General features: G+C 73.7%; 17 protein-coding genes. 7 read left to right on the top strand and 10 right to left on the bottom strand.

The annotated features are described in order from the left end of the window. Positions 1 to 152: 152 nt before the first annotated feature. The 4 genes from ACF08N_RS05495 to ACF08N_RS05480 form a co-directional block, all read right to left on the bottom strand. A complete protein-coding gene (locus tag ACF08N_RS05495) occupies positions 153 to 326 on the bottom strand; it encodes a hypothetical protein (protein ID WP_392323278.1) in 174 nt (57 codons plus the stop codon). A gap of 9 nt (positions 327 to 335) precedes the next feature. After that, entirely contained in the window at positions 336 to 854 is a 519-nt protein-coding gene (locus ACF08N_RS05490; protein WP_392323277.1) for a GNAT family N-acetyltransferase, read from the bottom strand. Positions 855 to 919: 65 nt separating this feature from the next. After that, entirely contained in the window at positions 920 to 1588 is a 669-nt protein-coding gene (locus ACF08N_RS05485) for a DUF1524 domain-containing protein (RefSeq protein WP_392323432.1), read from the bottom strand. Positions 1589 to 1699: 111 nt separating this feature from the next. Beyond that, a complete protein-coding gene (locus ACF08N_RS05480) occupies positions 1700 to 2104 on the bottom strand; it encodes a contact-dependent growth inhibition system immunity protein (RefSeq protein WP_392323276.1) in 405 nt (134 codons plus the stop codon). A gap of 104 nt (positions 2105 to 2208) precedes the next feature. Here ACF08N_RS05480 and ACF08N_RS05475 point away from each other — a divergent pair, with 104 nt between their 5' ends. The 3 genes from ACF08N_RS05475 (at position 2209) to ACF08N_RS05465 (ending at position 5147) form a co-directional block, all read left to right on the top strand. Further along, positions 2209 to 2538, top strand: a complete 330-nt coding sequence (locus tag ACF08N_RS05475) for a hypothetical protein (protein WP_392323275.1) — start codon at positions 2209 to 2211, stop codon at positions 2536 to 2538. Positions 2539 to 2659: 121 nt separating this feature from the next. Continuing rightward, on the top strand, positions 2660 to 4090 hold the full coding sequence (locus ACF08N_RS05470; RefSeq protein WP_392323431.1) for an FAD-dependent oxidoreductase: 1431 nt from the start codon (positions 2660 to 2662) through the stop codon (positions 4088 to 4090). A 211-nt stretch (positions 4091 to 4301) separates the two neighbouring features. Then, positions 4302 to 5147: a class I SAM-dependent methyltransferase gene (locus ACF08N_RS05465; protein ID WP_392323274.1), complete on the top strand. Its 846-nt coding sequence runs from the start codon at positions 4302 to 4304 to the stop codon at positions 5145 to 5147. Between the two features lie 539 nt (positions 5148 to 5686). Here ACF08N_RS05465 and ACF08N_RS05460 read toward each other — a convergent pair. After that, entirely contained in the window at positions 5687 to 7465 is a 1779-nt protein-coding gene (locus tag ACF08N_RS05460) for an NUDIX domain-containing protein (protein ID WP_392323273.1), read from the bottom strand. A 230-nt stretch (positions 7466 to 7695) separates the two neighbouring features. Between ACF08N_RS05460 and ACF08N_RS05455 the strand changes: the two genes are divergently transcribed. Beyond that, a complete protein-coding gene (locus tag ACF08N_RS05455; RefSeq protein WP_392323272.1) occupies positions 7696 to 8328 on the top strand; it encodes a DNA polymerase ligase N-terminal domain-containing protein in 633 nt (210 codons plus the stop codon). An 88-nt stretch (positions 8329 to 8416) separates the two neighbouring features. Here ACF08N_RS05455 and ACF08N_RS05450 read toward each other — a convergent pair whose 3' ends face one another. From ACF08N_RS05450 to ACF08N_RS05440, 3 genes are all read right to left on the bottom strand, one after another. Further along, on the bottom strand, positions 8417 to 8593 hold the full coding sequence (locus tag ACF08N_RS05450; RefSeq protein ID WP_392323271.1) for a hypothetical protein: 177 nt from the start codon (positions 8591 to 8593) through the stop codon (positions 8417 to 8419). Between the two features lie 112 nt (positions 8594 to 8705). Beyond that, positions 8706 to 9263 (bottom strand): GNAT family N-acetyltransferase, encoded by a 558-nt coding sequence (locus tag ACF08N_RS05445; RefSeq protein WP_392323270.1) that lies wholly within the window; start codon positions 9261 to 9263, stop codon positions 8706 to 8708. A 103-nt stretch (positions 9264 to 9366) separates the two neighbouring features. Further along, the gene (locus ACF08N_RS05440; RefSeq protein WP_392323269.1) at positions 9367 to 10728 is read right to left on the bottom strand and encodes an NAD(P)/FAD-dependent oxidoreductase; all 1362 of its coding nucleotides are present in this window, start codon (positions 10726 to 10728) and stop codon (positions 9367 to 9369) included. Positions 10729 to 11014: 286 nt separating this feature from the next. On the opposite strand from ACF08N_RS05440, the gene ACF08N_RS05435 reads away from it, so the two are divergent. Next, positions 11015 to 12277: a cation:proton antiporter gene (locus tag ACF08N_RS05435; protein ID WP_392323268.1), complete on the top strand. Its 1263-nt coding sequence runs from the start codon at positions 11015 to 11017 to the stop codon at positions 12275 to 12277. Positions 12278 to 12348: 71 nt separating this feature from the next. Next, positions 12349 to 13467, top strand: a complete 1119-nt coding sequence (locus ACF08N_RS05430; RefSeq protein WP_392323267.1) for a glutamate--cysteine ligase — start codon at positions 12349 to 12351, stop codon at positions 13465 to 13467. A 24-nt stretch (positions 13468 to 13491) separates the two neighbouring features. On the opposite strand, the gene ACF08N_RS05425 is transcribed toward ACF08N_RS05430, so the two are convergent. After that, complete coding sequence (locus ACF08N_RS05425) at positions 13492 to 14268, bottom strand: 2OG-Fe dioxygenase family protein (protein ID WP_392323266.1); 777 nt, start codon at positions 14266 to 14268, stop codon at positions 13492 to 13494. 187 nt (positions 14269 to 14455) lie between these two features. On the opposite strand from ACF08N_RS05425, the gene ACF08N_RS05420 reads away from it, so the two are divergent. Then, the gene (locus tag ACF08N_RS05420; protein WP_392323265.1) at positions 14456 to 15703 is read left to right on the top strand and encodes a cytochrome P450; all 1248 of its coding nucleotides are present in this window, start codon (positions 14456 to 14458) and stop codon (positions 15701 to 15703) included. 542 nt (positions 15704 to 16245) lie between these two features. On the opposite strand, the gene ACF08N_RS05415 is transcribed toward ACF08N_RS05420, so the two are convergent. Further along, entirely contained in the window at positions 16246 to 17664 is a 1419-nt protein-coding gene (locus tag ACF08N_RS05415) for a cytochrome P450 (RefSeq protein WP_392323264.1), read from the bottom strand. Positions 17665 to 17667 lie beyond the last annotated feature (3 nt).

The following is a 17667-nucleotide window of genomic DNA, read 5'->3' as shown; positions in this document are numbered from 1 at the left end:
GAGGAACGTCCGAAGGCCGACTGGCCCGGCCACTCCCGTGCCGCACGGTGGCCCCGGCTCAGCTGGGCTCGTACAGCCCGCACTCATTATATTTCCGGCGGGCCCGCCACCGCGCGGCGCGGACGCGGGCGACGGCCCGGGGCAGGCCGTCGCTAGACGGTGTCGGTCACCAGTTCCACGAGGTCGGACAGGCGGCGCCGCCACAGATGCGTCCGCCGGCAGTAGAGCGCGAGGCGGCCCCGCCGTCCGGCGTGCCGGAAGGGCCGGCCGCACCACCGGCACGGACGGACCGCGCCTGCGGCGGCCGCGGACATCTGTTCCCCCATGGCGCGAGGCTACCGGCTCCGTCCGGCGACGCGAGGTGCGGGGAGGATCCCGTGCGCGCCGGTCAGGTCGCGTTCCCCGACGACCTCGTCCCCGCTCAGCTCGCCGGTCAGCCGGAAGCCGAGCTTCAGATAGAAGTCCTCCGGCCCCGTCTCCCCCTGCTTCCACGTCACCGTCACGCGCGTGCCGCCCCGCCTGCGGATCTCCTCGCACACGGCTTCGACGGCGAAGCGGCCGTATCCGCGGCCCTGTTCGCCGGCGGCCACGGCGAGCCGCCACAGCCCGGACCGCGGCCGGTCGTCAGGGTCCTCGGGGTGGAACCGTACGTCGAAGAAAGCCATCACGAAGCCGACGAGCCGGTCGCCGTCGACGATCAGCCGGGGCCAGGCGATGTCGGGTTGCGCGTACGCCTCGGCCAGCGACCGGGCCACGGGCGCCACGAAGCCCTGCTGGTCCGGTCGGACCGCCAGGTCGCACGCGGCGAGCACGTTGTCGGCGGTGATCTTGTCCAGGCGGAGCGACGCTGTCATGCCGCGCACCCTACCGGCGGTGCCCGGCGGTCCTCGAACGTATTTCGGGCCCGGCCCCGGCCGTCCTACGGCGCCGGGCGGTACTGGACCAGGGCGTCCTCGCAGGGCCCCTCGGCGAAGACCTTGAGGGCCTCCATCTCGGCGGTGTCCGCGTCGAGTTGCCAGCGGAGCTTGGTGGTGACCCACTCGGCGACGTAGCGGCAGCGCTGGTCCGTCGCCGGGGGGATCCAGTCGGCCGGGTCCCTGCCCGCCCTGTCCCGGTGGGTGCGGGCGGTGACCGCGACGAGCGTGGTGCTCGCCCCCTGGTCGTTGGCGTACGCCTCCCTGCGGGCCGCGTTCCACGAGGACGCGCCCGACGCCCACGCCTCGGCGAGCGGGACCATGTGGTCGACGGCGAGGTCGGCGGGGTCGGTGACCTCCTGCCCGTCGTAGTACGACAGCCACGTCCCGCCCGTCAGGGCGCATCCGGGACCTGTCGTCGGGGCCTTGACCGCTTCGGCGATCAGGACCTCGCCACGGGTGTCGCAGCCGTCGCCGGGACGGGTACCGGCGTTCCAGTGCCGGAAGGCGTCCCTGCTGTATCCGGCGGGGTCCTCCGGCACGACGGGGACCCTGCCGACGGCGTCGGCGAGCGTGAGGACCTCCGCCGCCCGGGCTGCGGCCGGCGTCGCGGTGAGCTGGGTGAGGAGGAGGGTGAGGGTGAGCACAGGGGTGAGCGCGCCGGGGCGAAGCATCGGGTCGGTGGGCACAGCAGCTTGATAGCGGTCCGGGCCACGGGGATGTGCCGCGCCAGAGGGCGCTCACCCGGACGGGCGAGTACGTTCACCGCAGAAACGATCCCGGTGTCACAGCACCGCCGTACGCTCCAGGAAGCCGTCCGCCTCCCTCCGCAGGTGGCCCGGCAGACCGGTCAGTTGCTGCACCACCCCGCGCAACTCGCCTGCCAGATCAGGGAACAGCGCCCATACGCCCGCGTCCGTGGACAGGACCACTTCCAGGAGGTCGCCCTCGTAGAACCGCGCGTCCGTCAGCGGGTCCTGCCGCAGCACCTCCATGGCGATCGGCAGGAGGAAGGGCAGACCGACACTCTGCGCGATCAGCGTGCGCAGGTCCTCGGGCGTCAGCGTCCCGAGCGGCCTGCGCCGCAGCGCGTGGACCTTCGTGACGAGGTACGTGGTGTCGCCCGGTGGCGGCCATCGGAAGTCCTCCAGCTCCTCGAGGGTGCGGTCGAGATGCAGGAGGTGGCTCATGGACGCATCGTAGGCCGCTCCGCGCGGAGGATGAGTACGAGGGGCACCGCCGCTGAGTACCTCGTCCGATTCCGGCCGGTCACGCCGCTGATCGAATGACGTCCATGACTCCTGACGCGTCCCCCCGACCCCGTATGCGGCACGTCGCCACGACGGGCACGGCCCTGGCGGGCGTCCTGTTGCCGCTGGCGGCCGGGATGCTGCTCGCCAGATCGGTCGGCTCCGACCCGATGACGCCGGTCAACACGCTCATCACACACGGCGGACAGCGCCTCGGTGCCCTGCCGGGCCAGTGGCGCGGGTGCCGCCGGTACGCGCTGCGCGGGCCCGGCCGCACCACCCGGCCGACGGCCCTGAGGATGACACGGGGCAGGACACCGGGCGAGGGTCGCGCGCAACTCGCCGCTCTCCTACGCGACTTCAGGACACGCTGATCGCGGAAGCGCATCGGGTCCCCCGAAAGGTCGTCATCCAGCCGTCGCGGTGATCTTCGGGACCGTGGGGCCGGAATACTGGTCGGACAAGACCGGCTCGCCGACCACGAGGGGCAGCTACATGGTGGACACCACGCAGGAGCAGGGCAGTTGGCGACGCGGCGCGGCCGGGCGGCACGCCGTCGTCGTCGGGGGCAGCCTCGCGGGACTGCTCGCGGCGCACGTCCTCGCCGAGCACGCCGACAGGGTGACGATCGTCGAACGCGACCGCTTCCCCTCCGGACCGGAGACCCGCCCGGGCGTTCCGCAGGGGCGTCACGCCCATGTGCTCCTCGACGGCGGGCAGCTCGCGCTCGACGCGCTGCTGCCCGGGTTCATGGCCGAGTTGAGGGCTGCGGGCGCGCCCCGGATCGGGATGCCCTCGGACATGGTGCAGTGGCAGAGCGGCCGCTGGTTCCGCCGCACGGAGGCGACCTCGCACATCTACACCGGCTCGCGTGCGCAGATCGAGCACCTGGTCCGCGGGCGGGTGCTGGCCAACCCGGTGATCACCTCGGTCACGTCGACGGAGGCCGTCGGGCTGCTCGGTGACGCCTCACGCGTGCGCGGCGTGCTGCTGCGCGAGCGCGGCGAGGAGGCGGGCAACGGCGGACAGGAGCCGCGGACGCTGGAGGCGGACCTGGTCGTGGACGCCTCGGGGCGCGGTTCACGTGCCCGGCAGTGGCTGTCGGCGATCGGCGCCGAGCCACCCGAGGAGGAGACCATCGACACGGGACTCGCGTACGCCTCCCGCATCTACCACAACAAGGGCGACCACCTCGGCTCCGATGCCCTCGGCTACTACGTCTTCCCCGGCCCCGAGCAGGTGTACGGCGGTGGGGTCCTGCCCCTGGAGGACGGGCGCTATCTGGTCATCCTCTCGGGGCTGCGGGGCGACGAACCGCCCACGGACGAGGAGGGGTTCACCGCCTACGCCGCCCGCTTCCCGCATCCCTTCATCCACGACTGGCTGCGGGAGGCCGAGCCGGACACGCCGCCCTTCGGCTTCCGCCAGACGTCCAACCTGCGCCGCCGCTACGACCGGCCGGGCCGGCGCCCCGCCGGCTTCCTCGCGACGGGTGACGCGCTGTGCACGTTCAACCCGATCTACGGGCAGGGCATGGCGGTCGCGGCGATGAGCGCGGTGGCGCTGCGCGACGCGCTCGCCGATCCACGGCGGACACCGACGACCGCGCGGGTGCAGCGGGCGCTGTTCGAGGCGTCGCGGCAGGCGTGGGACATCTCGGCGGGCGCGGACAAGAAGATGCCGGGCGCGGAGGGGAACGCCGTGACCGTCCGGGCCGCGGACCGGGCCGCGGACTGGTATCTGAGCCGTGTCCTGCAGCGGTATCCGGGCGACCCCGTCGTGGGGCCCGCCTTCCGCTCCGTCCTGACGCTCACCTCCCCGCTGACCAGGGTGTTCGCGCCGAATGTGGCCCGCGCCGTGCTCTTCGGCCCCGTGGCTCGGACGCCGGGCAAGCCGCCCATGACCCGCGAGGCGGTGTCCGGCTGAGCGTCGGCCGCGGGACGCGGCCGGGCGGCGCGGTGCGGGGCAACGGCGGATGATGGGGAAGAGGTGACCTGGGCCTGTCCGGCGGACCGGGGCGCGTCTCGCCCGGACACGATCCGCCGGAGGCGGGCCCTGCGCCGGACCCGGCCGTCCCGCGCAGACGCGCAGAAGCCGTCCCGCGCGGACGCGCAGAAGGCTTGCGAGGAGATCCGTCATGAGTGACGCGAACAGCGCGGCCGAAGCCGACCGTGCCCTGAAGACCAAGCACCGAAAGATGTGGGCACTGGGTGACTACCCGGCCATAGCGAACGAGTTGATCCCCGAGCTGGGGCCGGTACTCGTACGGGCCTGCGGGATCGGCAGCGGGCAGCGCGTGCTCGACGTCGCGGCCGGTACGGGCAACGCCGCGATCCCCGCGGCGCTCGCCGGAGCCCATGTCGTGGCCTCCGACCTCACGCCGGAGCTGCTGGAGGCCGGCCGGCAGGCGGCGGAGAAACAGGGTATCGAGCTGGAGTGGCGCGAGGCGGACGCCGAGGCGCTGCCGTTCGGGGACGACGAGTTCGACACCGTGATGTCCTGCGTCGGGGTCATGTTCGCCCCGCATCACCAGGCGACCGCGGACGAGCTGCTGCGGGTCTGCCGTCCCGGCGGCACGATCGGCCTGATCAACTGGACGCCCGAGGGCTTCATCGGACGCATGTTCGCCACGATGAAGCCGTACGCGCCGCCTCCTCCGCCCGGCGCCCAGCCGCCGCCGCTGTGGGGCCAGGAACAACACCTCCAGGCGCTGTTCGCCGACCGGGTCACCGATGTGGAGGTCGTGCGGCAGACGGTACGGGTGGACCGGTTCGAGTCGCCGGAGGCGTTCCGCGACTATTTCAAGGCGAACTACGGACCCACCATCGCCACGTACCGGAACATCGCCGAGGACCCCGATCGCGTCGCCGCGCTCGACCGGGAACTCGCTGCCCTGGCGCGCCAGGCCGGCGACACGGACGAAACCGCGCCGGCGGCCATGGACTGGGAGTACCTGCTGTTCACCGCGCGCACGCGCGGCTGAGCCGGGCGTGCACGGGGGTGCCGGGCGTGCGCGGGGGTGCCGCTGACTTCCTCCGGTCCGCGTCGTTGAGCACGGCATGCAGAACTCACACCGCGCCCGGCCACCGCGGTAGCGGCCGTGGCCCTAGGGGGTGTCTTGTCGATCAGGCCGGATGAGGGAGTGGGGGTCCCCCCACGCCCGCAGGGCGTAGGGGGAGGGTCTGGTGCCGTGGATCGCAAGGCGGAGGAGGGAGGCGACGCGGAGCGTCGGCGACCGACGACAACGCTGGGGGCACCTCCCGTGCCCGAAGGGCTACGGGGGAGAGGCGCGGTGCCAGGCCTCGCGAGCCCGGCAAGATCGGCGAGACACCCCCTAGCCTCCTCGCCGCCGAGGCGGGCGACCGGGCGCCGGTCACCGCAAGAGCCGCCGGGACGGCCGCGGGAACGCTGGAGCGCTACGTCGCACCGGAAGCCGTCGCGGCCCGGTCGGACCTCGGGAGCCTGACACCGGATGCGCGGTTCCTCCAGAGGTAGGGCGCGTCCGGCCGCTCGGGACGGGTGTCACCGCGGCACCGGCGCGCCGGGGTCCGCATCCGTGGCCGCCTCGGTGGCGGGCTCGCCGAGCGGCCGGTCCGGCAGCTCCCATACCAGCGGGTGGCCGCTTCCGCCGGTCACCCGCTGCCGTCCCGGCACGGTCAGGTCGATCCGGTACTCCTCGGGGCGGCCCGCGCGCACCCATCGCCCGTGCAGTCCCCGGATCTCCGCCCACAGGTCCCGCGGACCCGAGTGGTCGACCGTCGTGCCCGTCGGACCCATGCGGATGTCGATGGCCGACGCGTCCTCGGGAGCGTGCAGCACGAGTCCGTCGGCCGACCGGTCCGTGACGACGCCCGGGACGACATGGCCGACGGCGAGCCAGAACCCGCCCTGCGACGGGCCCGGCAGCACGCCCGCCCGGTGCAGGGTGCGGGTGGCCGGTTCCGGCATGGACCCCGGAGGGAGGACGAGGTCCAGACCGCGGCCGGGCCGGTGCCCCGAGTGCACCGGCCGCAGCACCGCGTCCAGCCCCTCGGGGGTCCGGCGGACGAGGGCACGCGCCGCCCGGCCCGCACGCCCCGTGGTCACGGGTGCCACCAGCACCCCGCCCGGCGCGAGCTGTTCGAGAAGGGCCGGCGGCAGGCAGCGCACCGCGAAGGAGAGCGTGATCCGGTCGAACGCGGCGCCCCGCACCCCGGCCGTGCCGTCCCCGCACAGCAGCGTGGGCCGGCGACCGAGCCGGGCCAGGCGGTCGCGGGCCGCTTCCGCGATGTGCGGGTCCGCCTCGACCGTGGTCACGTGCGCCTCGCCCACCAGCTCGCACAGGACGGCGGCCGTGAGCCCGGGCCCCGTGCCCGCCTCCAGCACCCGGTCCCCCGGACCCGGGCGCAGTTCCTGGAGGACCTGCACGGAGACGGTCATGCCCGTACTCATGGCGGTGAACCCGCGGCCGACGACGACCCGGCCCCGTTCGACGGCGTCCGGCGCCTCGCCGCCGTGCTGGACCATGACGGAGTCACCGTCGTGGACGGCCGCCAGCCACTCGTCCTCGTCGCGCGGGTCGGCGCCGTCGAGCAGCTGCCATGCCTTCGGCATACCGGGCCCGGTGGTGCGGGGGACGTAGCAGCGCGGCAGCAGGACCTCGCGCCGGACCCCCAGGAGCGCCCGGCGCAGACCGTCGTCGGTGAGGGCGCCCTGGGCCTCCAGCCGTTCGACCATCGCGGCGCGCGCCCGGTCCGCCGCGCGGCGCACCCGCTCGGCACGCGCGGCCTCGTCGGAACAGGCGCCGGTGGCGACGGGGTGCCCGTGGCGCAGGACCGCGGTGCCCGTGCCGCGTTCGGCCGCGCACGCCGCGGCCAGGCGCCGGCCCAGCTCCGCCGGAAGCAACGCGAGGGCCTCGTCCTCGGTGACGAAGCGTGCCTCGCGGATCTCGCTGCCCTGGAGGACCAGGTCGGCGATGTCGAGGGGGGCGCGGCCGCTGACGGCGGCATAGAGGAAGGCGACGACGGTGCGGCCGTACACACCGGGCGGCACGGTGTCGACGGCGAGCAGCCGGCCGGCCTCGACGGCCACGCCCAGTTCCTCGCGGACCTCCCGGACGAGTCCGCGGGCGGGCTCCTCGTCCTCGAGCATGCCTCCGGGCAGGTCCCAGCCGTCCTTGTACGTGGGGTCGACGAGCAGGACACGACCCAGGCCGTCGCGGATCAGGGCGTCGGCGCACGCGGCCGGGGCGGGGTGCCCGGCCAGGTAGGCCACCAGCTCGGGGTCGGCGGCCGGGGCGGCGCCGTCAGGGGGCACGGGCACGGCACACCTCCACGTCGGGGACTGTCCGAGACCTCAACGTCCCTGGTCGGGGGCCCGTTACGGCGACTTCCGGCCTTCGCGCCGTTCTCGCCGAGCGGTGCCGCAGTCTGGTGCGCGGCTGCAGGTCCGGCGCCCAGGTGCGCGGCGGCGGGTCCCCGCCGCGCGCTTATGGGCCCGGCTGCCGGGGAACCCGGGGGCCGGAGCCGTGTCCGGCCGCGAAGGAGGTTCCCATGCCCTCGACCGACGCCTTGGCGGAGTACCACCGCAAACGCGACTTCCGCAGAACCGCCGAGCCCAGGGGAAGCACCGGGCACCGCGGACGGGCCGAGCCCACGTTCGTCGTGCAGATCCACGACGCCACCGCTGTGCACTTCGACTTCCGGCTCGAGGTGGACGGGGTCCTCAGGAGCTGGGCCGTGCCGAAGGGACCGTCCGCCGATCCGCACGACAAGCGCCTGGCAATGCCGACCGAGGACCATCCGCTCGACTACGCGGACTTCGAGGGCGTGATCGCCGAGGGTGAGTACGGCGGCGGCACCGTCATCATCTGGGACGAGGGCACGTACCACAGCATCGCCACCGACCGCCGTGGGCGCGAGATCCCGTTCACGGACGCCCTGCGGGACGGTCACGCCTCGTTCTGCATGCACGGCGGCAAGCTCCGCGGCGGTTACGCGCTGACGCGGACCCGGCCGGGCGGGGAAGGGCAGCGCGAGACCTGGCTGCTGGTGAAGAAGAACGACCGGTACGCGTCCTCGCACCATGCGACGGAACCGCGCCGGGCCAGGTCCGCCCGCACGGGCCGCACCCTCAAGCGAGTGGCGGCCGACGCAGCCGCGGAGGACGGGTCGGCGGAGCGCTGACCGCGCAGCCCGGTCCGGGGAACGAGCGACGCCCGCCTCCTTGCGGAGACGGGCGTCCGGCGTGCGAAGGACGTGTGAAGGAGTGGTCTCAGACCTGGTCGGCCGTGCCGTCCTGGGCTGCCTGTACGTCGCCGTCGGCGTCCGTGAGGAGTGCGTCGACGCTGCTGAGGACGTCCGGGGCCATCAGCGCCCCGTCCAGGGCGTCCGCCTGCGCCGCGGGCGGCGGGCTGACGGCGGCGATCACGGCACCGGTGGCCAGAGACATGACGGCAAGAATGCTGCGCTTCTTCATGCCCTGTTCAACTGCCGAGGGGCGCCGGAGGACACGGCCGACCGCGCGGCCGGCTCCGTCCGCAGACCCGCGGCGCAGGCGGCGCTCAGTGGGGGTCGCGCTGGTTCAGGATGCGCTGGAACAGCCGGTGGTCACGCCAGGCGCCGTTGATGTGGAGGTACGCGGCGGCGACTCCGATGACGGTGAAGCCGCACTTCTCCAGGACACGCTGCGACCCGGTGTTCTCCAGCACCGTGCCCGCCTCGACGCGGTGCAGCCCGAGGTCCTCGTCGGCGGCGCGGCAGGCGAGTTCGACGGCCGCGGTGGCCAGACCCCGGCCCGTGTACCGCGCGTCGACCCAGTAGCCGAGGCTCGCGCTGCGGAACGGTCCCCCGACGATGGTGGTCAGGGTCACCCGTCCGACGACGCACTGCCCGTCCCCGATCAGCCAGCCCCGCAGCCTGCCGGCCTCCTGCTCCGCGACCTGGTCGCGCAGGCGCTCGGTCTGGCCGTCCAGGGTGAAGAAACTGTCGCCGCGCTCCGGCTCCCACGGACGCAGGTGCGCGCGGTTGCGCACATGGGCGTCCAGGAGGTTCTCGGCGTCGGCGACGGCGAGGGGACGCAGATGCAGGCCGTCGGCGGGAGCGTCGGACTCGAAGATCATGACCAGCAGAATAGGACCGGCCCCGAACGGGACCGGCGCGGGGGCCCGGCGCCGCCGGGCCCCCGCGCGGCGGTCGGGAGCGCGGTCGTCGGGAGCGGGACCGTCAGGTACGGGCGCGCAAGGAGGCCGTGTGCTCGCGGATCTGCTCCGGCGTCAGGTAGGCGTCGGTGTACTCGAAGTCCCGCAGCGTGCCGGACTTCTGCGCCTGGAATCCGGTGCGCACGAAGTCGTCCCCGGCGACGGCGTTGAGCATCCAGTTGGTCATGACGCGGATCTTGGCGACGTTGGTCCGCAGCGCCGACCAGTGGTAGCCGCGGGCCACGGCCTGCGCGGGCAGGCCGCGGAGTTCGACGCCGAGCGGCTTGGAGACGGCGTCCTTGCCGCCGAGGTCCACCACCAGCCCCAGGTCCTTGTGCGCGTACGGCTTGAGCTCCTGCCCGCGCAGCGAGGCGATGACATTGCCCGCGGCCTTGCGTCCCTGCCGCAGGGCGTGCTGTGCGGTGGGCGGGCAGACCGCTCCGTCGCCCTTGGCCAGGTCCGGCACCGCCGCGGCGTCACCGAGGGCGAAGACGCCGTCGGCGCCGGGGACGGTCATCTCTGGGGTCACGACCAGACGGCCGCGGACCGTCTCCGCGTCGAGTGTGCCCACGAGGGGGCTCGCCGCGACGCCGGCCGTCCAGATGAGGGTGCGGCTCGGCAGGACTCGGCCGTCGGTGAGGGTCACCTTCTCGGGTCCGGCCTCGGCGACCGACACGCCGAGCGACACCTCGATCCCTCGCCTGCGCAGGATGTCCAGGGCGACGAGGCCGAGCCGGTCGCCGAGTTCGGGCATCAGTTTGGGCGCGATGTCGACGAGGTGCCACCTGATCTGCCGGGGGTCGAGACGGGGGTAGCGCTTCACGGCGTGGTGGGTGAGGCGCTGCAGGCAGGCGGCGGTCTCCGTACCGGCGTATCCGCCGCCGACCACCACGAACTGGAGCCGGGACGTGCGTTCCGCCTCGTCCTGGCTGGCGTCCGCCAGGTCCAGCTGGGCGATGACGTGGTCGCGGATGTAGGCCGCTTCGGCGAGGGTCTTCATGCCGCGCGCGTGCTCGAGGAGGCCGGGGATGTCGAAGGTACGGGTGATGCTGCCGGGTGCCAGGACGAGGCGGTCGTACCGCTGCGCCACCGTTTCGCCCGTGATCTTGCGCAGGACGCACACCTTCGCCGCGGTGTCCACGCCGATCGCTCCGCCGGGGATGATCCGGGTCCGGTGCCTGCGGCTGCGCCGCAGGGAGAGGGCGACCGACTGGGGGGTGAGCACGCCCGCCGCCACCTGGGGCAGCAGCGGCAGGTAGAGCTGGTACGAGAAGGGGGTGACCAGCAGGATCTCCGCCTCCGCGGCGGACAGTTCGCGTTCCAGCCGGCGTACGCACTCCACTCCTGCGAATCCGGCGCCCACCACGAGAATCGTCGGTCGTGCCACAGTGTCCGTCCCTTCCGAGTCGGCAGTCCTCCCGCCGCTCAGGGGCCCTGTCCTGCCCCGACCGGCGGGTTGCGCAGCCGCGGGATGAGCCGGCAGCACGACGATTCTCCTGCAACGACGTGCCCGCCGCCCGCTCTGCCCGGTTACCCGGAGGCCCGGCCTCCATGCACGCAGCGCGCCGCCGCCCGCCGTAGTTGTACGGGGGCGCGTTCGTACGCATACGGGGGCGCGTTCGGGGTACGCGGCTGACCTGCCGGGCCGACATCGGTGGGTGAGGATGGCCGGGATGATGCTCTCGGACGCCGTCTACGCCGCCTTGGGAATCGGCGCGCTGGCCGCCGCCGTCGTGCCGCGGATCGTGTTCCGGCGACCCCTGTCGATGCCCATGGTGTTCCTGGCCGCCGGGGTGCTCGCCGCACTGCTCCCCGTCCCGTTGCCGACCGTGGACCCGGTGCGCGACCGGCTGTGGGTCGAGCACGTGACAGAAGTGTGCGTGATCGTGTCCCTGATGGGTGCGGGACTCGCGATCAACAGGCCGGTGGGGCTGCGGGCATGGGCGGGTCCTTGGCGTCTGCTGGGCATCACCCTGCCGCTCACCGTCGCGGCGACGGCGGCGCTCGCGGCGTGGCTGCTGGGCTGGCCGCCGGCCGCGGCCCTGCTGTTGGCGGCGGTGCTGGCGCCCACCGACCCCGTACTGGCCGCGGAGGTACGGGTCGGGGAGCCGACCGACGACGAACACGACGAGGACGAGGTGCGCTTCACCCTGACCAGCGAGGCGGGGCTGAACGACGGGCTGGCGTTCCCCTTCGTGCTCGCCGCGCTGGCGCTGTCCGCGGCGGCGGGGGCGGGCTGGTCGGCCGGGTGGATGGGCGGCTGGCTGCTGACCGACGTCCTCGGCAGGGCCGCGGTCGGGCTGGCCACCGGATTGGTGATCGGCCGGCTCCTCGGGCGGATGTTCTTCCGCGCCAAGGCGTCGGCGCTGCGCCTGTCGGAGCACATGGAGGGCTTTGTCGCCCTGGGTGCCACGTTCGTGTCGTACGGGGTCGCCGAGCTGCTGCACGGCTACGGGTTCTTCGCCGTGTTCGTCACCGCCTGCACGATCCGCGCGGCCGAGCGCAGTCACGGGTACCACAAGGTCCTCCACGAGTTCACCGAGCAGATCGAGCGGCTGCTCACCGCGTTTCTCCTGTTTCTGCTGGGCGGGTTCGTCGCGGACGGCGGGCTCGCGGCACTGACCTGGCAGGGGGCGCTCCTGTCGGGTCTGCTCCTCCTGGTCGTGCGGCCCGTCACGGGGTGGGCCGCCCAGATCGGCTTCCCCGCCGGCCCGCGTGAGCGGCTGGTGACGTCCCTGTTCGGCATCCGGGGCATCGGCTCGCTGTTCTACCTCGCGTACGCACTCGGGCACGACGGCTTCGGGGGCCGCGCCGAGCAGTTGTGGGCGGTGGTGGCGTGCACCGTGATGGGGTCCGTGGTGATCCACGGCGTCGCGGCCACGCCCGTCATCACCCGCCTGGACCGCCTGCGGCGCCGGTCCGGCGAACCGCCGTGACCCGTGGCCGCCGGCGGGCCCGGACATCGTGCCCGCTCCCCGGGGTACCCGGGGCGGCGGAGGTGGTGGCCATGCCCGAGCCGGTGTCCGGCGACGGCCGGATGCCGACGGTCGGAGTCGAGGAGGAGTTCTTCGTCGTACGGGCGGACAGCAGAGCCCTGGAACCGGCGGGAAGCCGCCTCGTCGCGCAGACCCGGGCAACGGCCGGTGACCTGGTGGCGGGCGAGTTCCACGAGAGCCAGATCGAGGTGCGCACACCGCCGTGCCACGACGCGGGCGAGGTGCACCGGGCGCTGGCCTCCGTGCGGGCGGCGGCGGCCGGGGCCGCCCGTGCCGACGGCCTGGGGCTGTGTGCGAGCGGCACTCCGGTCATCGGCGGCCCCGGGGCGCGGGTCGTCGGCGACCATCCGCGCTACCGGGCGGGCATCCGGCAGTTCGGCGCGATGCTCGACGACTTCACCGTGTGCTCGGCCCATGTCCACGTCCACGTTCCGGACCGGGAGACCGCGGTCCTCGCGGGCAACCATGTGCGGCCCTGGCTGCCACTGCTGGTGGCGATGAGCGCGAACGCGCCGTACTTCCACGGCCGCGACACCGGTTACGCGAGCTGGCGCACGGTCGTACGGCTTCGCTTCCCCGCCCTGAGCGCACCGCCGTACGCCGAGTCACTCGCGCACTACGAGCGTCTGACGGCGGCGCTGGAGGCGTCGGAGGCGATGCTCGACGCGAACAACCCCTTCTGGGACCTGCGGCCCAATCCGCGGGTGCCGACTCTGGAGGTCCGCGTGATGGACGTGCCCGCCGACCCGGCGGACACCGCGGCTCTCGCCGCGCTCGTGCGGGCGCTCGTGGTGCGCTCGGTGGCGCTGGTCCGGCAGGGCGATCCGGGTCCGCGGACGTGCGGTGAGCTGCTGCGCGCCTCGTACTGGCGGGCGGCGCGGGACGGGTGGACGGGTGCGGGCGTGGACGGGTCCACCGAGGAGGTGGTGCCGTTCGAGGACCAGGCGGCCCGTCTGGTCGGCCAGGTGAGGGAGGTTCTGGAGGAGTGCGGGGACCTCGGCCGGGTGACGGCGTTCCTCGGGCGGCTGGCCGCGCAGGGCTGCGGTGCGCGGCGGCAACGTGCCCTGTGGGAGCGGCGGTCCCGGCTTGCGGACGTGGTGGACGGCCTCCTCGCCGGGGCCGTCGGCTGATCCCGTCAGGCCGTCATGCCGTCGTCAGGTGGCGGTGAAGGTGGTGACCAGGACGTCGCGGTGCGCCGGGCGCGCGGGATCGACCGGGCGGACGGCGGAGACCCCGTGGAGCGTGCAGCGGTCGTCGTTGAGCAGGAGACTTCCGGGATCGCGCAGCGTCGTCGACAGCAGCTGCCGTCCCTCCGGGGTCACAACGGTGCTCTCGCCGCCGGAGACGTTGTCCCGCGCGACGAGCAGCGAGGACACCAGGGTGACGCCGTCCCGGTGGCGTCCCTCGGGGGTCGGCTCCGCCACACCGCCCGCCGTCGCGATCACGCGGAACGGGTGCACCTTGACACTCCACCGCGCTGTCCCGTCCAGGGCCCCCGCGAGGTGCCCCAGAAGGCCGAGAACGGCCCGCAGGACGGGGTCGTCGGTGAAAGCGCCGGTCAGCGGCTCGAAGTGGCGGTCGACGGCGTCGTAGAGCGGGTTGGTGTGCTCCGGCTGGACGAACGTCTCGTGCGGCAGGAGCCGTATGCCGCCGGTGGCGGGTTCGAGCGCGAAGTGGCCGTAGCGCCGCAGCCGGCGGGTGCCGCGCTGTGCCGCGTACGGGTCCTCCACCAGGTCGTCCCAGTGGGCGGCGAACGCGGCCCAGTCGGCCCAGTGCGGTCCGTCGGCGCCGAGCGACGCGAGAACTGTCTCCGGGGGCATGAAGTACACGCCGTTCGACGCCAGCGCGGCACGCGCCTCGTCGACGGGGGCGTTGCCGCCGGTGCCGTCGGTGTCCGCCGCGGGGCCTCGGCTGTCAAGCGTGGGGTGCATGGGTCCGACCGCCTTCCTGATCATGCTGGGCTTGCCGCCCGGAAGCCCCCGAGTTCCCCCTTCCCGGACCTCCAACCAGCCGTTTCGTGGCCGGTCCGTCCCGTTCCCTTCCCCTTTGGTGCCCTGTGATCGCAACCGCGGCTTCATTACGCTTCCCCCGGACTGTCGCCCCGAAGAAGGAGTGTCCGTGGAACTGCTGCGCCGCAAGCCTTTCGTGCTCGATCCCCAGGCGGATCCGGTCGCCCAGGCGAGGGAGTTGCGTGCCCTCGGCCCTCTCGTCGCGGTCGAACTGCCCGGTGGTGTCGCTGCCTGGACCGCGACCGACCTGGTCACGGCGCAGCAGGTGCTCGGCCACGAGGACCTGACGAAGGACCCCGCGTACTGGCCCGACCTGGCCGAGGGCCGCATACCGGACGACTGGGAGCTCATCGCCCTGGTCCGCGGCGCCGCCATGCTCCACCAGGGCGGCGCGGACCACCGCCGGCTGCGGCACCTGGTCAGCTCCGCGTTCTCCCGCGCACCCATCGAGGCCCTGCGGCCGCGCATCGAGGAGATCGCCGGTGAACTGCTCGACCAGGCAGAGGCGAAGGGCGACGGCGAGACGGTGGACCTGCGCGAGCAGTTCGCGTATCCGCTGCCCGTACGGGTCATCTGCGAGGTCCTCGGGGTACCGGACACGGCGGTGTCCGAGCTGCGGCACCGCTTCGACCGCCTGGTCACTCCGCAGCAGGACGGCAGCGGTGCGGGAGACATCCGCGTCGCCGTCGCGGACATCTACGCGTCGCTGGGCGCGCTCATCGAGGCCAAGCGCACCGCTCCCGGCGACGATCTGACGACGGCTCTGATCCAGGCCCGCGACGACGGCGACCGGCTGAGCGAGCAGGAACTGGTGGAGACGCTGTTCCTCATCCTCATCGCCGGTCACGAGACGACGATCAACGCGATCACCAACACCGTGCAGTCGCTCCTGGAGAACCCGGCCGCGCTCGCGCGGGCCCTTGAGTCCGAGGACCCGGACACGTGGTCGGCAGTCGCGGACGAGGGGCTCCGCTACTCCTCGCCCGTGCCGCACGCGCTCATGCGATACGCGGTCAGGGACACCGAGATCGCGGGTGTGCCGGTCGCGCAGGGGGATCCGGTCGTCGCCAGCCTGTTCGCCGCGGGACGAGACCCGGTGCGGCACGAGAGACCGGACGAGTTCGACTTCACCCGGCCCACGCGCCGCGACCATGTCGCCTTCGGGTTCGGCGCGCACTACTGCCTGGGGGCGCGGCTGGCCCGCCTCGAGACGGAGATCGCGCTGGGCACGCTCTTCGGCCGCTTCCCCGGCCTGGCAGCGGCGGGTGAGCCGGGCCGTCTCGCCTCGATCGCGCTCCAGGGCTTCCACACCCTGCCCGTACGGCTGCGCCCGACCGAAGAGGTCCCGCAGAGCTGACGGGAGCGCCTGGCCACCCCGCCCAACAGGGAGGGGGCCGGTGGCGCACCGGCCACTGCGGGATCACAGACCGGATCCCGCACCTGCGCAGATGCGGCGGCGGAAGGCGCGGGACGGGTGCGCCCATTCCGCAAGCAGCACATCCGGCGTCGTTCGCGGCCGTCCGACCGGCCGGGCGCCGGTCCGCCGCGCGACCGTCCGAGGGCATGATCGGACGGCTCGCCGGCCCACGACGTGCGAGGAGGCCCGCCGGTACCGGTTCGGATGCCGGGGCGGCGGCCGGCAGCGGGCGCCGCTCCGGGGCCGCATGCCCGCTGCATCGGGGCCGCCCGCCGGACGCTTGGCGCGGCCCCGGCGGCATCCGGACCGCCCGCAACGCCTAGGGCCTCTCGTTTGGATCACGCCGGGCTCGCGGGCCCTGGCACGCACGCTCGCCGCGTTGTCGTCGGTCGCCATGGCTCCGCCATTGTCTCCCTCCTCCGCCTTGCGATCGCACGCACCAGACCCCGCTCACTGATCCGGCCTGATCCAAACGAAAGACCCTAGCGGCCGACGAGCCGGGACCACCACGAAACGCGCGGCGACCGGGCCGGGCCCGCGGGGACCGGCTCGGGTGCCGGTGCGGCCGCCGGGAGCGGGCGGCCCGCCGAGGCCGCCGGCGCGGCCGCGACCGGGATCGCGCCCGTGTCGCCGTCGCGCAGCGGGCGACGGGCGGTGAACCGGGTCGGCAGGTTGTCGAGCCGGCTGGAGACGAGCGAGGCCGTCACATGCAGCTCCTCCTCGCCGACGGCCAGCCGGAGGTCGGGCAGCCGCGCGAGCAGCGTGTCGATGCCCGTGTCCGCGATGGCGCGCCCGATGTCCTGGCCTGGGCACTCGTGCGGCCCGCTGCTGAACGCGAGGTGCGAGCGGTTGCCGTGCACCGGCGCGGACAGGTCGGGCCGGATCTCCGGGTCCACGTTCCCCGCCGCGAGCCCCAGGAGCACCAGGTCGCCCGCGCTGATCGTCTGGTCGCCGAGCCGGGTGTCGCCGGTCGCCCAGCGGCACGCGCCGACCGCGAGCGGGGGAGCGTCCCACATCACCTGGTCCAGCGCGTCCGGCAGGGTCATCGAACCGCCGGACAGGCTCGCGCGGAAGCGGCGGTCGGTGAGGATCATCCGGAGCGTGTTGGCGATGAGGTTGGTGGTGTTCTCGTTCGCGGCGACCATCGCGTGACGCAGATGCTCCATCACCTCGTCGTCGGTCAGGGCCGATTCGTGGGCGATCAGCCAGCTGGTGAAGTCCTCGCCCGGCTGCTCCTTCTTGCGCTGCACCAGCTCGGACATGACCGACACCACGAACTGGTTGCTCTGCAGCGCCGTCTCGGTGCCCTTGACCATGTCGCGCACCGCCGCGCCGAGGGCGAGCGCGTCGGACTCCCGGATGCCGAACTGCCGCGCCAGGACGAGCACCGGCAGCTTCTCGGCGAAGTCGGCCACCAGGTCGGCGTGGCCCGTGCCGGCGAACGAGTCGATCAACTGGTGGGTGTAGCGGACGACGTAGCGGCGTACGCCGTTCCGGTTGAAGCGGGCGAGGCTGTCGGTGACCGCGGAGCGCAGCCGCGCGTGCTCCTCCCCGTCGGCGAAGACGAGCAGCGGCTGCCATGCCGTGATCGGCAGCAGCGGGGAGTCCGCCTGGAGCTGGATGTTCCATATGCGCGAGTCGCAGGAGAACTGCGAGGGCGAGCGCATCACTTCGAGGTTCTCGCGGTGGCCCAGCACGAACCAGGCCGGGACGTCACCCGGCAGCAGCACCGGTGCGACCGGACCGTGCTCCCGGCGGAGCGCGTCGTACAGGGCGTACGGAGTGTCCGCCTCCGGCCCGTACAACCGTCGCCGCCCCATCCCACCGGACGCGTGCGCCGGACACCCCACGGGGGGAACGGCCGCAGGCGTGTCCGACGAGTCGGAGAAAGGAGTGGTCACCAC

Source organism: Streptomyces sp. NPDC015127 (genome assembly GCF_043080095.1).
Lineage (GTDB): Bacteria > Actinomycetota > Actinomycetes > Streptomycetales > Streptomycetaceae > Streptomyces.
The sequence above is the reverse complement of the archived record's forward strand: the minus strand, read 5'-3'. Positions and strand labels throughout refer to the sequence as shown.

What these genes read in the sequence shown, in the direction of transcription:
- ACF08N_RS05490 (WP_392323277.1), bottom strand. Translation starts at nt 854, where the DNA reads ATGACAGCGTCGCTCCGCCTGGACAAGATCACCGCCGACAACGTGCTC.
- ACF08N_RS05485 (WP_392323432.1), bottom strand. Translation starts at nt 1,588, where the DNA reads ATGCTTCGCCCCGGCGCGCTCACCCCTGTGCTCACCCTCACCCTCCTC.
- ACF08N_RS05470 (WP_392323431.1), top strand. Translation starts at nt 2,660, where the DNA reads ATGGTGGACACCACGCAGGAGCAGGGCAGTTGGCGACGCGGCGCGGCC.
- ACF08N_RS05495 (WP_392323278.1), bottom strand. Translation starts at nt 326, where the DNA reads ATGGGGGAACAGATGTCCGCGGCCGCCGCAGGCGCGGTCCGTCCGTGC.
- ACF08N_RS05435 (WP_392323268.1), top strand. Translation starts at nt 11,015, where the DNA reads ATGATGCTCTCGGACGCCGTCTACGCCGCCTTGGGAATCGGCGCGCTG.
- ACF08N_RS05480 (WP_392323276.1), bottom strand. Translation starts at nt 2,104, where the DNA reads ATGAGCCACCTCCTGCATCTCGACCGCACCCTCGAGGAGCTGGAGGAC.
- ACF08N_RS05430 (WP_392323267.1), top strand. Translation starts at nt 12,349, where the DNA reads ATGCCCGAGCCGGTGTCCGGCGACGGCCGGATGCCGACGGTCGGAGTC.
- ACF08N_RS05425 (WP_392323266.1), bottom strand. Translation starts at nt 14,268, where the DNA reads ATGCACCCCACGCTTGACAGCCGAGGCCCCGCGGCGGACACCGACGGC.
- ACF08N_RS05445 (WP_392323270.1), bottom strand. Translation starts at nt 9,263, where the DNA reads ATGATCTTCGAGTCCGACGCTCCCGCCGACGGCCTGCATCTGCGTCCC.
- ACF08N_RS05450 (WP_392323271.1), bottom strand. Translation starts at nt 8,593, where the DNA reads ATGTCTCTGGCCACCGGTGCCGTGATCGCCGCCGTCAGCCCGCCGCCC.
- ACF08N_RS05475 (WP_392323275.1), top strand. Translation starts at nt 2,209, where the DNA reads ATGACTCCTGACGCGTCCCCCCGACCCCGTATGCGGCACGTCGCCACG.
- ACF08N_RS05455 (WP_392323272.1), top strand. Translation starts at nt 7,696, where the DNA reads ATGCCCTCGACCGACGCCTTGGCGGAGTACCACCGCAAACGCGACTTC.
- ACF08N_RS05465 (WP_392323274.1), top strand. Translation starts at nt 4,302, where the DNA reads ATGAGTGACGCGAACAGCGCGGCCGAAGCCGACCGTGCCCTGAAGACC.